The 13,791-nt window shown below is 46.3% G+C and carries 8 protein-coding genes and 1 pseudogene; 5 read left to right on the top strand and 4 right to left on the bottom strand.

Annotated elements, in window-relative coordinates; genetic code table 11:
* Positions 1–314: 314 nt before the first annotated feature.
* Together prmA and serA are read right to left on the bottom strand one after the other, a co-directional pair.
* Entirely contained in the window at positions 315–1,205 is an 891-nt protein-coding gene (prmA, locus tag QZ918_RS31475) for a 50S ribosomal protein L11 methyltransferase (protein ID WP_293342641.1), read from the bottom strand.
* 381 nt (positions 1,206–1,586) lie between these two features.
* Positions 1,587–3,170, bottom strand: a complete 1,584-nt coding sequence (serA, locus tag QZ918_RS31470; RefSeq protein WP_293148883.1) for a phosphoglycerate dehydrogenase — start codon at positions 3,168–3,170, stop codon at positions 1,587–1,589.
* 287 nt (positions 3,171–3,457) lie between these two features.
* Between serA and QZ918_RS31465 the strand changes: the two genes are divergently transcribed.
* The 3 genes from QZ918_RS31465 to QZ918_RS31455 all read left to right on the top strand — a co-directional run bounded on the left by QZ918_RS31465 (position 3,458) and on the right by QZ918_RS31455 (position 8,585).
* On the top strand, positions 3,458–3,964 hold the full coding sequence (locus QZ918_RS31465) for a hypothetical protein (RefSeq protein WP_293148885.1): 507 nt from the start codon (positions 3,458–3,460) through the stop codon (positions 3,962–3,964).
* 478 nt (positions 3,965–4,442) lie between these two features.
* Entirely contained in the window at positions 4,443–7,739 is a 3,297-nt protein-coding gene (locus QZ918_RS31460; RefSeq protein ID WP_293342638.1) for a DEAD/DEAH box helicase, read from the top strand.
* 15 nt (positions 7,740–7,754) lie between these two features.
* Positions 7,755–8,585 carry an SWIM zinc finger family protein gene (locus QZ918_RS31455; RefSeq protein WP_293342636.1) on the top strand — a complete coding sequence of 277 codons (831 nt, stop codon included), beginning with the start codon at positions 7,755–7,757 and terminating at the stop codon, positions 8,583–8,585.
* Between the two features lie 257 nt (positions 8,586–8,842).
* On the opposite strand, the gene QZ918_RS31450 is transcribed toward QZ918_RS31455, so the two are convergent.
* Together QZ918_RS31450 and QZ918_RS31445 are read right to left on the bottom strand one after the other, a co-directional pair.
* A complete protein-coding gene (locus QZ918_RS31450; protein WP_293342633.1) occupies positions 8,843–9,574 on the bottom strand; it encodes a PaeR7I family type II restriction endonuclease in 732 nt (243 codons plus the stop codon).
* The gene (locus tag QZ918_RS31445) at positions 9,571–10,548 is read right to left on the bottom strand and encodes a DNA-methyltransferase (protein WP_293342630.1); all 978 of its coding nucleotides are present in this window, start codon (positions 10,546–10,548) and stop codon (positions 9,571–9,573) included. Before QZ918_RS31445 ends, QZ918_RS31450 begins: the two co-directional genes overlap by 4 nt.
* A 441-nt stretch (positions 10,549–10,989) precedes the next feature.
* Between QZ918_RS31445 and QZ918_RS31440 the strand changes: the two genes are divergently transcribed.
* Complete coding sequence (locus QZ918_RS31440) at positions 10,990–12,693, top strand: lipoxygenase family protein (RefSeq protein ID WP_293342627.1); 1,704 nt, start codon at positions 10,990–10,992, stop codon at positions 12,691–12,693.
* 484 nt (positions 12,694–13,177) lie between these two features.
* Positions 13,178–13,471: pseudogene (locus QZ918_RS31435) on the top strand (transposase); the annotation flags it as partial.
* Positions 13,472–13,791: the final 320 nt, after the last annotated feature.

The following is a 13,791-nucleotide window of genomic DNA, read 5'->3' as shown; positions in this document are numbered from 1 at the left end:
CGCCTCAAGGTCGAGCCTGATACTCCTGATAGTTTTGCAAATTCCGCCACTTTCCACATGAAACTTCCTCTCGGTAGTTAACTATGGATAAGTTTAACAAGCTATTTGCTACTTAAGTCTGACTCTCACATCAGCAACGTTTAAGTTAGCACGACTTAAATCAACTCCCGGAAAATCTCTTTCTCCCGCCGCGTAACGCCTATATAGTTCTTCAACGTCCATAGCTTTTTTGTGAAAGTTATTTATGCTTTCATAGTAGCCGCGCTTCTACAGACATAATATTATCCTAAAATCTTAAGTAAAATCCCAGATTGTTAACTGCGCCGAATGTTAAAACAGCACCAATCTTCGCGCTTCCACAGAGTAGCGACAATCCAACCGTGTTGTTCGAGAGTGTCGGCAATTGGTTTGGCTTGATCGAGCAAAATGCCGCTGAGTACGGCCCAAGTTGTGGGCTTGCTAATTGCAGTAAACTGCGGGATTAAATCAATGATTACTTCGGCTAAAATGTTGCACATTAAACCGTCGATCGGGCCGCCCGTCATTTCGATCAGCCGATCGATACTTCCGAGCTCTGCCACCAAATGCTGCGGGTTAACGCGGTTGAGTTGTCGGTTGCTGATTGTCGATCGCACGGCTAAAGGATCTGTATCCAAAGCATAAACTTTTGTGGCTCCCAACAACACCGCGCCGATCGACAAAATACCCGATCCGCAGCCGATATCAGCAACTACACACTCTTTGTCGTCAAAACCGAGGCGCATTTCGAGCGACTCCAGACAGAGTTGAGTCGTAGCGTGAGCACCCGTACCGAAAGCCACACCGGGATCTAAACGCAAGATTACCCGATCGGTATCAGTCGGTGGGGGCAGCCAAGCCGGATTAATTAAAAAGCGATCGCCCACTTCTTGAGGCTGCCACTGCTGCTTCCAAGTGCTGCCCCAGTCTTCATCCTCTATCAAATCCCACTGCATCGCAGGTAAGGGCAAACCCGCACACAAAGCATCTTGGCGCAGCCACAAAGACAGCGCCGCCAAATCCAACAATCCCGCTTGTTCCTCGGGCAAATAAGCCGACATCAGGCAGGAATTGCTTTTAATCTGAGTGGCAGTTCCCCGACAGTTAAACCGTTCCAGGCGCCAAAAGATGATATCTTCCAGCGCCGGATCGCAAAGAATTCTAATTTCCCACCAGCTATGTGCCATGACTATTTTAGATTTTAGATTTTAGATTTTAGATTCGCCCGTCAGGAACTGGATACTGGGAACTGAAGAGTGAGAAATGACGATTGACTAATAGAAAAATTCCAGCTTTTTTGCCAATTAACAATGACCAATCACTTATTACCAATTATTCAGTCCTTGCATCCAAAATCTAAACCCCAAATCCTTCAAAGAGTTAGCGTCTAAAGATTTTAGATTTTAGATTTTAGATTGGTAACCTAAAAAATCTAAAATCTTTTAAAGAGTTACCGTTTAACGATTTTAGATTTTAGATTGGGGAACCTAAAATCTAAAATTTTTTAAAGATTCACAGTTTAACGATTTTAGATTTTAGATTGGGGAACCTAAAAAATCTAAAATCCTTTAAAGATTCACCGTGTAAGCATCCCGAATCCCAGGAACTTTCATAATTTCAGCCAATATACCCTCTGGCAGAGGGTCATCAAGGCTCAAAACCATCACTGCATCGCCTCGCACGATTTTACGGCCTACTTGCATACTGGCAATATTGACATTAAAACTGCCCAATTGGGAACCAATTTTGCCAATAATCCCCGGCATATCGCGGTGCAAGGTAAACAGCATATGGTGCGTCGGGCAAACGTTGACTGGGAAATCGTCAACGCTGGTAATCCGAATTTCGGTTTCGCCGAGGACTGCACCCGTGACTGTGTGTTCGCCGAGAGTTCCCTTTGCTGAGAGGCGCAGAGAGCCTGTGTAGTCGCGAATTGAGGCGTCTCTGGTTTCCACGACGCGAATTCCGCGTTCTTTGGCTTCAATGCTGGCGTTGACGTAGTTAACACGCTCTCGCAGGGCTTGGGAGAGCAGGCCTTTGAGAGAGGCGACGACTACGGGCTGGCTTTGGTTGCTGGCCAATTCGCCTTGGAGTTGGACGTTGAGGTAATCGACTCGGCCTCCGGCTAGCTGGCTGACGAGGTTGCCGAGGGTTTCGGCGAGTTGCAGGTAGGGTTTGAGTTTTTCGATCGAATCTGGGAAGATTCCTGGTATGTTAACAGCCGATCGCGCCGGCAGTCCCAACAACACATCACGAATTTGTTCGGCAACATCGATCGCCACATTCACCTGAGCTTCAGCCGTAGAAGCTCCCAAGTGAGGCGTCAGCACGATGTTTTGCCCGACATTCCGCAATGGAGAATCAGCTTCCAGCGGCTCATGTTCGTAAACATCGATCGCTGCACCGGCGATTTGACCTGATTTGATAGCTTCTGCGAGGGCTGCTTCGTCGATGATGCCACCTCTGGCGCAGTTAATGATCCTGGCCGTGGGCTTCATCTTCGACAGCACCTCAGCGTTAATTAAGTGCAGAGTTTCCGGCGTTTTGGGGATGTGCAGGGTGATGTAGTCGGATTCGCGCATCAACAGTTCGAGCTCTACCAAGCGGCAGCCCAACTGTTCGGCTCTTTCAGTAGAGATGAAGGGATCGTAAGCGAGCAGTTTCATGCCCATTGCTTTGGCTGCGGTGGCGAGGTGGGAGCCGATTTTGCCCAAACCGACGATACCGAGGGTTTTTTTGTAAACTTCTACGCCGATAAAGCGGTTGCGCTCCCATTTACCGCCTTTGACGGAGGCGTTGGCTTCCGGGATGTGGCGGGACATCGAGAGCATCATGGCGATCGCGTGTTCGGCTGCTGCGATCGTGTTGCCTTCGGGGGAATTGACGACTACAATTCCTTTGCGGGTAGCGGCGGGGACATCGACATTATCTACGCCAACGCCGGCTCTACCGATAATTTTGAGGAGATTTCCGGCTTCAATGATTTCTTTGGTAACTTGGGTGCCAGAACGGATCATTAAAGCATCGTAATCTGGAATAATTCGCACGAGCTCTTCGGCTGAAAGCCCTGTGTTCACGTCAACTTGTGCGACTTGGGAGAGGATGTCAATACCGGCTTGGTCGATCGGATCGGATACTAGAACTTTAGGCATAGCAAGCAATTGAGTGCAATAGTAAAAATAGGCCGAGCGTTGGCGAGCTCAAAGTTGAGACTTATGACTTAGAGCAGAATCTAACAGCTCAGCTCAAGCTTGCCTTTGTGCAGTTTGAATTGTATCCGTATTCGGTCAAGGTCGGTCATTTTTGCTTGAAATATTTTACCTTTGCGGGCGATCGTCCTGGGCGATCGTCTTAAAAACGCTCAATTGCTTAGCTAGCAAGTCTTTTCAGGCTATAATGAATTCCGGATATTGAAGCCTAACTATCAGGAATTATTTTGATGAATTATCTTATCGCCGTACTGCCCGATCGAATGCAAGCCGAAGCTGCCTATTGCGCCCTCGAAAAAGAAGGCTTACCCATGAAGCAAGTCAGCATTTTGGGACGGGGCTACAAAACTGCTGATGAATTTGGCTTGATCGACCCCAACCAGCAAGCAAAGAAACAAGCTAAACTCATGGCTGTTTGGCTGATACCGTTTGGCTTTATTGCCGGCGTTACTTTCAGCTTGATGACAGAGTTAAAGACTTTTGCATGGGCGGGCGAAATTGGCGATCACGCGATCGGCGGAGTGCTAGGTGCGATCGCAGCCGGAATGGGCAGCGTTTTTGTCGGCGGTGCGGGAGGAATGGCCTTTGGTAGCGGCGATGCTTTGCCCTATCGCAACCGTTTGAATGCGGGCAAATTTTTGATTGCAGTTAAAGGTACTGACGATTTAACCAATCAAGCTGCTAATATTTTGCAGCAATTTGAACCGGAAAATATGCAAGGTTATATAGAGAGTTAAGTTCCAAAATAGACGTGCAGAATGTGGCATCTATCAATCAAAGATTGATGCAATTTAAGCGGAGATGTGCGGATATGTCAGATTGTCGCTCTTTTCGTAAAAATGAAGTATGTTGTTGGGCTTTAGCCCTCTAAGGGGCGAAGCATTTCGGCAGTAAATCTCTGATTGTTACTCATAAATTATGTGCCGAAATGCGAGAACCCTTGCCAAAATCAGATGCACTTCAGGAGATCCGGCTTGTTAGGCGCATACTTTCCTATTTGTCACGGATCTCAGCAGGGCTAAAGCCCAACAACGTACCTTACAGATTTCAGCAGGGCTAAAGCCCAACAACGTACCTTACAGATAGATACCTTTATTTTCTTGAGTACGCTTGGACGGGACATCGTTTGTATAAACCTGGTTTCAGCTGCCGTCTGATGTTTTTCGGCTAATTCATGATACGATCGTCTCCTAAAGGTTGCGTTTGGTATGACCTATGAAAATCCTCCACGGGACTTGGATTCCTCAAGCAGAAACGAGTTTTGTTCAAGCTGGAACGTTTTGTCTTTGGGTTGAAACCACTGAAAGGAAAAAACAGCCTGCTAAGGTTCATCCCCGACAATTGGAGGCGGCACAGTTAACAGAGTTTCTAACGAAAGAAGCCGGGATTCAACTCGCACCAGCCAGCAATACAAGTGGGATGGGGCTAGAATACGCGATCGCCCATCGGTACTTTTTACTGCCCACTGCCGATAACCAGCCGCTACCATCTTTAGAGTTAGCGCGATATTTAGAGACAGAATTACCCGAAACATTTGAGTTGGAGTATTGGGAAGTCGATTGTGCAGTCATCGCTACCCACACTTTGACTAAAGTATTGAACGATTTGCATTTTTTGGCCCTCTACGATTTAGCAGAAGTTCAGTTTGGTTCAGATTTGCTGTTTTGGTATCACTACACCCAATTTTTTAAGCAAATTATTCTGAAAGATCATTATATTCCGGCGTTGCGCTATCGAGAAATTGCTCCGATCGCGATCGCACCCATCGAAACATCCGAACCCGCCCAGAAAGCCACGCGCGGGCGCAAGAAAGCGGGTGAAACAAAAACAACCACAAAAACTCCAAAAACACCTGCCAAAATTCCACCCAGCTTTGATATTTATCCGGGATGGGAAATTGTCTCAGCGCAGTACGAAACAGAGTTACAACGCTATGTTGAATGGATGCCTTTAGTTTGCGCGTCCGGTTTTCGGAAGATCCAGCTACAAGATACACCAAAGTTCTACGATCGCGAAATGTTGCTGCGTAATTTTTCAGAATGTGCGATCGCAGAAATTGTCACTCAAACTCCCATTCCAGCATCGTTTCAGATGAAGATTGAGGATTCTTTACTCGAAATCTGCTTTAACCAAACACGAAAAATCGCCCGAGTCAGCCTCGAACAATACCGGCAATGGCAAACCTGGCGCGATCGCATTACGCGCAATCAATCTGCTGACTTATTCTCCCTCTGCTTTCAACTACAATCCCCCGAAAACCCCGAACAGCCTTGGGTTTTAGAGTTTCAGGTGGCGGCAAAACAAGACCCATCTCTGCGGGTGCCGTTGCAGGATTATTGGCGATCGCGATCGACTCAACAAAAACAGTTGCAAACACAATTCGGCAACAACTTTGAACAACATCTGCTGACAAATCTCGGCTACGCTGCGCGCATTTATCCCCAACTTTGGCAGGGACTAGAAACAGACAAACCCGCTAACATTTCCCTCAACGTAGATGATGCTTTTACCTTCCTCAGCGAGTCCGCTTGGGTATTAGAAGATGCTGGATATAAAGTGATTGTCCCCGCTTGGTGGACGCCGAAGGGACGGCAGCGGGCGAAGATTCGCCTGCAAGTCAAAGGAAAGGGCAGTAAAAGCGCTGCAATCAAAGGCAAGGGATTGTTTTCGGCAAATTCCTTGGTGGAATATCAGTATGAATTGGCGATCGGAGGCGAACGAGTTAGCGAACAAGAATGGCAGGCGTTAGTTAATAGTAAAACGCCATTGGTACAGTTCCGAGGACAATGGATGGAACTGGACAAAGACAAAATGCAGGAGATGCTGAATTTTTGGCAGAAACATCGCGAAGAGAATCCCGATGTCAGCTTGATTGACTTTATGAAGTTGACGGCAGAAGGAGAAGCTAGTGAAGATTTAGAGGTGGAGCGCGATCGCGCTTTATCGGATATGTTGGAGAAGCTGCACGACAAGAGCCGACTAGAGTTGATTGCAGATCCAGTAAGATTTCAAGGCAAACTCCGGGATTATCAAAAGCGCGGTGTTTCTTGGTTGAGCTATTTGGAAAGCCTTGGATTAAATGGCTGTCTTGCCGACGATATGGGTTTGGGTAAATCGGCGCAGGTAATTGCTCGATTATTGCAGGAAAGAGAAGTTTTATCGAGTAGCAAAGAGACGGAAAAAGCAACGGAAAAGAAGAGAAAAAAAGAGACAGAAAATGCGATTCTACCCACGCTGCTAATTGCACCCACTTCCGTAGTCGGCAACTGGCAGAAGGAAATGGAAAAATTTGCTCCAGAATTGCGATCGCTCATTCACCACGGCCCCCAACGTTTGCAAGATGCCAAAGCATTTAAAGCCGCCGTCCAAGATTGTGATATGTTGATTACTTCCTTTACCTTGGTGCGAAAAGATGAAAAGCTGTTGAGCAGCATAGCGTGGCATCGCGTGGTAATTGATGAAGCCCAGAATATTAAAAATCCCAAAGCGGCGCAAACCAAGGCGATTTTAAAGTTACCCGCTACCCATCGACTAGCATTGACTGGAACACCTGTCGAAAATCGTTTGTTGGATTTATGGTCGATTTTTAACTTCCTCAATCCCGGATATTTGGGAAAAGAGACTCAGTTTCGGAAAATGTTTGAATTACCGATTCAAAAACATGGCAATCGGATACAATCACTCGCTCTTAAAAAATTAGTAGAACCTTTTATCCTGCGCCGTCTGAAAACCGACAAGTCAATTATTCAAGATCTCCCCGACAAAGTTGAGCAAAAGCTCTACTGCAATCTCACCCGCGAGCAAGCTTCGCTTTATGAAGCCATTGTCAAAGAGGTAGAGGAAGAAATTGATGATACTGAAGGCATAAAGCGCAAAGGGATGATTTTGGCGACGCTGTTGAAGTTGAAGCAAATTTGCAACCATCCGCGGCAGTTTTTGCAGGATGAAAGTGAGTTTACACCAGAGCGATCGCACAAACTGGAACGGCTGATCGAGATGATTGAGGAAGTCAAAGCCGAAGGTGAAAGTTTATTGGTGTTTACGCAGTTTACAGAATTGGGCAGCGCCTTAGAAAAATACATCAAACAAACGCTACATTACAACACTTATTACCTCCACGGCGGAACGAGTCGCGAAAAACGGGAACGAATGATTTCAGAATTCCAAGATCCAGAATCAGAACCTTCGGTATTTATTCTATCACTCAAGGCCGGCGGTGTGGGAATTACCCTGACAAAAGCCAATCATGTATTCCATTTCGATCGCTGGTGGAATCCGGCGGTAGAAGATCAGGCAACGGATCGGGCGTTTCGGATCGGGCAGGAAAAAAATGTGTTCGTGCATAAGTTTGTAGCAATTGGCACTTTGGAAGAAAAGATTGACCAAATGATTGAGGACAAAAAGAAATTGGCCGGCTCAATTATTGGTGCTGATGAATCGTGGTTGACTGAGTTGGACAATGAGGCATTTAAGCAGTTAATTAGGCTCAATAAAAATGCAGTTTTAGATTAGGAGAAAATCAAAAATATGCCACAATTTACTCGGACTTGGTGGGGCAACAAATTTATCGATGCCCTGGAAAGATTTACCGATTCTGGGCGTCTCGGGCGGGGGCGTTCCTATGCAAGGAATGGTAAGGTAAAGAGCTTTAAAATGAATGATGGCTTAGTGATGGCAGAAGTCAGGGGTTCTGTGAATCCTTATTTTGAAGTTTATAAGGAGCCACTCTACAAAACTAAAATTGAGTTTCAGCAGATTAGTCAGGAAAAGTGGCAAGTGGCGATCGCCCAAATGGCATCAAAAGCCAGCTTCATTTCTCGGCTGCTGCTTAACGAAATGCCCGACAACATTGAAAACGCTTTTTCACCCCTGGGATTGCACCTGTTACCCAGCAAGCGTGAGGACTTTAAAACCACTTGCTCTTGCCCAGACTATAGCAATCCCTGCAAACATATTGCCGGAGTCTATTACCTAGTCGCCGCTGAATTGGACAAAGATCCATTTTTACTGTTTGAATTGCGCGGACTTTCTAAGGAAGTGCTGCACCGCGAATTAGCAAAAACGCCTTTAGGCTTGGCACTTTCTGCCGAGTTAACGGCGGATTCAGTCGAGCCTGTACCGGTTGATTCCTATTACACGCGGGCGATCGCCAATGAAGCGCAAACTGTCAGCCTGAGAGAGTTTTGGCACGGTGCGAAACGGTTGCCGCAGACGATTGAGGTGGGCGTGCAAAGTGGCGTAAGTGCGATCGTGGTGAAGAAACAGGGAGATTTTCCGCCGTTTTGGCAGAAGGATGGTTCGTTTATTGAGGCGATGGAAGAGCTGTATATGCGGGTGAAAACGAAGAATAAACTGTAGAATTTGACAGCAGCATTGCTGATTAACATCATGTCGGGTAGCGCAATAAGCAAGGTTCGTAGTGCGGACTTCAGTCCGCTCTTAAAATGCGGACTGAAGTCCGCACTACGAACCATTTTTGTTAAGGTAATCGATCGGAAAAGATATGAATTAACTTCTACACAAAGACTCAAAGGCGCAAAAAGTTTGTTTTCGGCAACAACTAAAAAATGTACATTCATACTCCTGTTCAGCAGCGCCAAAATCTGTTACCTAATTTAGAGCGCGTGCCGGATAAGTTGCTGCAAAAAATTGGCAGCCGACAAGTCTGAACATGGCTCCGTATAGTTGGGATTTTGTGCAGCCTGTTTGCGATCGGTCACTAAAAAGCAAGCAGCCGTGAAATGCCTTTCCCGCACCATCTTCTGACAAAACAGTTCATAGCGTTTAGCATAGCTGGCCCCTCTAAACTCTGGCAGAACCGTGAAATGCGGTTCAGCAACCTGTACCGGGGTGTGCGAGGCAGGACAGTCTTCCAAAACAAACAGATATCCCAACCACGGTGGCGGAGGTGCTGCGCCAAACACCCCTTCCCGGTAAGCTGTCCAGATGTCGAGAGCAGCCCCCATCGCTTCTTCTGTGCGGTTGTTGAAGTTGTTGCCAAAGCTGCCAACCTGGCTCTTCAACTCGATGACTACTTTGAGTTGCCGTTTTTGAGGGTTTACCACCAAAAAGTCGTACATCTTCGTCGGGCGAAAGAACCCCGGTATAACGGTTAGGCTTTTTTTAACGTGGATATGGTTTTGAGGCACACCTGCAGCCAGCAAGAAATTAGTCAGCGTCAGGATGAAACCGTCCATCTGCTTGCCGCCTGTCACCGCACTGCGGTTCCCTTGGTCAACCTTGCCAGCTAGCACCTGGGCTTGTGCCTGGGCGATGCGGGTATCCCAGAAACCCTGCACCGCTTCCTGGAACACATCATTGGGGATAATGGGTGTCTGTCCAGTCATTGAGCAACCTCCCCCATCAATCCGTCATAGACTACGCGCAAGCCATACGTCTCCTGCATCCGTTTCAGCGCTAGCTGATGGTAAGTTGGCTCAACATCTACCCCGATACTGTTGCGCCCCCAGTTGGCGGCGGCGACGCAGGTTGTTCCTGTCCCCATAAATGGGTCAAGTACCGTGTCCCCAGCAAAAGAAAACATCCGCACCAGCCTTTCTGCTAGTTCCAAAGGATACGGGGCGGGGTGTTGCTTGGTGGAAGCGCCTTTGATATCCTGCCAAATTTGTTGAAACCACTGTCGGTGAAGAGTTTCCGGTATCACGGACAATACTCGTGCTGTCAGGCTGGGACTGCGGTAGCCGCCCGGTTTGCGCTGCATCAGGATAAATTCGATGTCGTTTTTGATGACGCCTCCGGGCTCGTAAGGTTTGCCGAGAAAACTGGTGCCGTTTCCTGCTGCTTCTAGAGAAGCATTGGCGATTTTGTACCAGATAATCGGTGCGAGGTTATCAAATCCCAAATGGCGACAGTGTTCCTGAATACTCGCGTGCAGGGGAAATACCATGTGTCTGCCAAAACGCCGGCGCGCAACACAGACATCGCCCACCACAATTACCAGCCGTCCGCCGGGGACTAAAACGCGCCATATTTGCTCCCATACTCGATCGATCTCTTGCAAAAACTGTTCGTAGTCTGCTATTTCCCCAAGCTGGTTTGGGTTTTTAAGATATTCTTTTAAATTCCAGTACGGGGGCGATGTGACTACCAGATGCACGCTTTCATCGGGAATATCTGTCAAATTTCGGCTATCGCCCTGTAGCAGAGAATGGAAAGATGGCAAGCTTTGCACCCGATGCTGAATTTCCTCGATCAACGCTGCATTTTTACTAATAGCAGGAATGGCGCGCTGTTCGTCTGCTGCTAGTAATGCCGCTGCTTCCTCGGGTACAAGGCTTCGATCCTGTAGCGCTTGTTTCAACGGTTCGGCTGATTCGCGAGACCGAAACCGCGTTGAAATATTAACCTTGCTTAAACTCGAAGACTTCATACATTTGGTCGAATAATCACGTTCATCATATCAGCTTTACCAGCAATAAAAATTATTATATCCTGAATACAAACCAAACCTACTGTTGCAAAAATTATTTGAATTAGGATAAATTTCCCTTCGAGCTATGGATTTGAGTGCGCGATGAAGCTTGAGTCAGCATCTCAAAATCCCCGTGCTTGGAAATCTGCGAACGATCGAAGCAACATAAGTCGAAACTGTCCGGAACGCCATTACCTATCGGCGAACTATGATTGTATCAAGCTCTCTTCTACGGTTACAAAACTTAGTTCATCCCATCCTCGTTTTATAGTAATTTTTACCTATTTTTTACTAAAAAACAAGGGTGAAATTTGATAAATGGTAAAAATCATGAAACCTTCCCTTCCTCAAGACGATGCAAACAAACAACAGCGTACCGATTACTTAAATCGCCAGCAACAAGATTACCAATTTGACTATAACAGTTTATCGCCTTTGGCATTATTGAAAACCGTGCCAGCGATCGAGAATTTTTCGAGCGATTATATTGGAGAACGGATATTAGCAACCTCTGAACTTCCTGTAAATATGTTGGCAGTCCGGGCGAGATCTTTTCTAGATCCTCTCGACGAACTCCAAGACTATGAAGACTTCTTTCCCGTGATCCGACTGCCTCAAGTTGCCAAGACTTACCAAACCGATCGCTCTTTTGCCGAACAGCGGTTGTCTGGGGCAAATCCGATGGTACTTCGTCTCTTAAGTGCCACCGACCCCCGGGCAGAAATCATCACAAAACTCGACAGCAAGCAGCCATTATTGGAACTTCCCAGACTGTTACGGGAAAAAAGTATTTACATTGCCGACTACACAGGTACCGATCCAAACTATCGCGCACCTTCTCGAATTCAAGGAGGCACCTACGAAAAGGGCAGGAAATACTTACCCAAACCCCGTGCTTTTTTCGCTTGGCGGTGGACTGGAGTGCGCGATCGCGGTGAACTGGTACCCATTGCGATCCAACTAGACCCCAAACCGGGCAGCCGTGTCTACACGCCGTCAGATCCGCCACTCAATTGGTTATTTGCCAAACTCTGCGTGCAAGTCGCAGATGCCAATCACCACGAAATGAGTTCGCATTTAGGTAGAACCCATCTAGTTATGGAACCAATTGCGATCGTCACAGCGCGACAGTTAGCCGAAAATCATCCCCTCAGCTTATTGCTCAAACCCCACTTTCGCTTCATGTTGACCAACAACAATCTCGCACGCACTCAGTTGATCGCCCCTGGAGGCCCCGTCGATGACTTGTTGGCAGGAACCTTGCCAGAGACAATAGAGATCGGTAGAGAAGCCTGCACTAACTGGAGTCTGGATCAATTTGCCTTCCCAACGGAACTAAAAAATCGCGGAATGGACAACACAACTCAACTACCTCACTACCCTTACCGAGATGATGGATTGCTGCTGTGGAACGCGATTAAAACCTTTGTCTCCGGCTATCTCAAATACTTTTACCCGACAAAGCAGAAACTTACCGATGATACCGAACTGCAACGCTGGGCCCAAGAATTATCCTCCCAGACAGGAGGTAAAGTCAAAGGAATGCCACAGCGCATTGAGGATGTTCAACAATTGATTGATATTGTCACAACCGTGATTTTTACCTGCGGGCCCCAGCATTCTGCTGTGAATTATACCCAGCATCAATACATGAGTTTTGCTGCCAATATGCCTTTGGCTGCCTACCGCGATATTCCGGCAATTAACAAGTCAGAGATTCCCGAAGTAATTACGGAAATGAAAATTTTACAGTTGCTTCCGCCCTACAAAAAAACGGCAGAACAACTGCAAATTTTGTTTACTCTGTCAGCTTATAAATATGACCGCTTGGGTTATTACGATAAATCTTTCCGAGAACTCTATCGTGCCACCTTCGACGAAGTTTTTGAAGGTACTCCGATCCAACAGTTAGTCAAACAGTTCCAGCAAGATTTGAATGTGGCAGAACAGAAGATAGATCAGAACAATAAAAAGCGATTAGTGCCATATATTGCTCTCAAACCTTCTTTAGTGATCAATAGCATCAGCATCTAATACCCAATTCGCGTGAAAAATCGCTGCTAAAATTCAGTGATTTTTCAGGCGCTTCAAGCTCAAATAATAATAGACATCTCCCATAATACTGTGAAACAGACATCCTGCCTGTTCAAGACTGTCTTTTTGGGAGATGTCTATTATCCCAGTCAATTCCCTGCACAACGCTTTGCCCGGAATCAAACAGGTTTGTATTGTCGTTCGCCCCAAAGTCCGCATCCATAAGTTTGAACTCTGAGTCCTCACTATCAACCAATATATAGCCTTTCTCAAAAAGGTGAGGTATGACTGACAGCTTACATAACCGCTTGAACGTATAGGGTCCTCTTCCCAACAACATCCGCGAATCTTTCTGAGAACCAATATAGTTCAATACGGTTTACTTAAGGCAGATCCCCCCTAACCCCCCTTCCCAAGCAGGGGACAAGAAAGCTCTTAACGGAACTTAAACAGAAAATACGATAAAAATAGGTTATAATACTTACAATACATCGGACAACTCGGAAAAACTGATCATGGGGTAGTAGTAGTTACCAGTCATCTATATGATGGCAAAAAGAGCCTGCCATTAGATATTGAATTATACAAAAAAGCCGACTCATTACCCTCCGGAAAAGATGACCCAGACTTCAAAAAAAAGCCAGAAATCGCCATAAATTTAATCGACAAAACCTTAGTTAGAGGCTATAAACCAGGAATAGTCTTGATGGATGCAGGGTATGGTAACAACACCAGTTTTTTGCAAGAATTAGAAAACCGCAAATGTAAGGATTCAGGTCTAAAAACTTGCAGCTCCAACGCTTGCCTAGCAAGGGTTTTAGGGCAAAATAAGGGTTTTTGTCTTTCGCGATCTATTGTCAATAAACGAGGAAAAATAACAGTTTTTGGTGGTTTATTGAGAATAGAGATTGATTTACGATCGAGCTCCATATCTAAAGTCTTTGCCCAGCAAGGACTTCAGTGACCTGAATCCCATTAGTCACAAGTTAAGCTAAAAACACTGTTGTCAATGAGTAATCTTACTCATTTTTTACCGAGATACCAATTAAAATGTGACTCCATTTATTGCCTTATTATTGCCAAAAAATTGTTCGGGAC

The organism is Microcoleus sp. CAWBG58, from assembly GCF_020883045.1.
Classification (GTDB): domain Bacteria; phylum Cyanobacteriota; class Cyanobacteriia; order Cyanobacteriales; family Microcoleaceae; genus Microcoleus.
Note: the sequence above shows the minus strand (reverse complement) of the source record. Positions and strands in the feature narration are given on the sequence as shown.

What these genes read in the sequence shown, in the direction of transcription:
- prmA (WP_293342641.1), bottom strand. Translation starts at nt 1,205, where the DNA reads ATGGCACATAGCTGGTGGGAAATTAGAATTCTTTGCGATCCGGCGCTG.
- serA (WP_293148883.1), bottom strand. Translation starts at nt 3,170, where the DNA reads ATGCCTAAAGTTCTAGTATCCGATCCGATCGACCAAGCCGGTATTGAC.
- QZ918_RS31465 (WP_293148885.1), top strand. Translation starts at nt 3,458, where the DNA reads ATGAATTATCTTATCGCCGTACTGCCCGATCGAATGCAAGCCGAAGCT.
- QZ918_RS31460 (WP_293342638.1), top strand. Translation starts at nt 4,443, where the DNA reads ATGAAAATCCTCCACGGGACTTGGATTCCTCAAGCAGAAACGAGTTTT.
- QZ918_RS31455 (WP_293342636.1), top strand. Translation starts at nt 7,755, where the DNA reads ATGCCACAATTTACTCGGACTTGGTGGGGCAACAAATTTATCGATGCC.
- QZ918_RS31450 (WP_293342633.1), bottom strand. Translation starts at nt 9,574, where the DNA reads ATGACTGGACAGACACCCATTATCCCCAATGATGTGTTCCAGGAAGCG.
- QZ918_RS31440 (WP_293342627.1), top strand. Translation starts at nt 10,990, where the DNA reads ATGAAACCTTCCCTTCCTCAAGACGATGCAAACAAACAACAGCGTACC.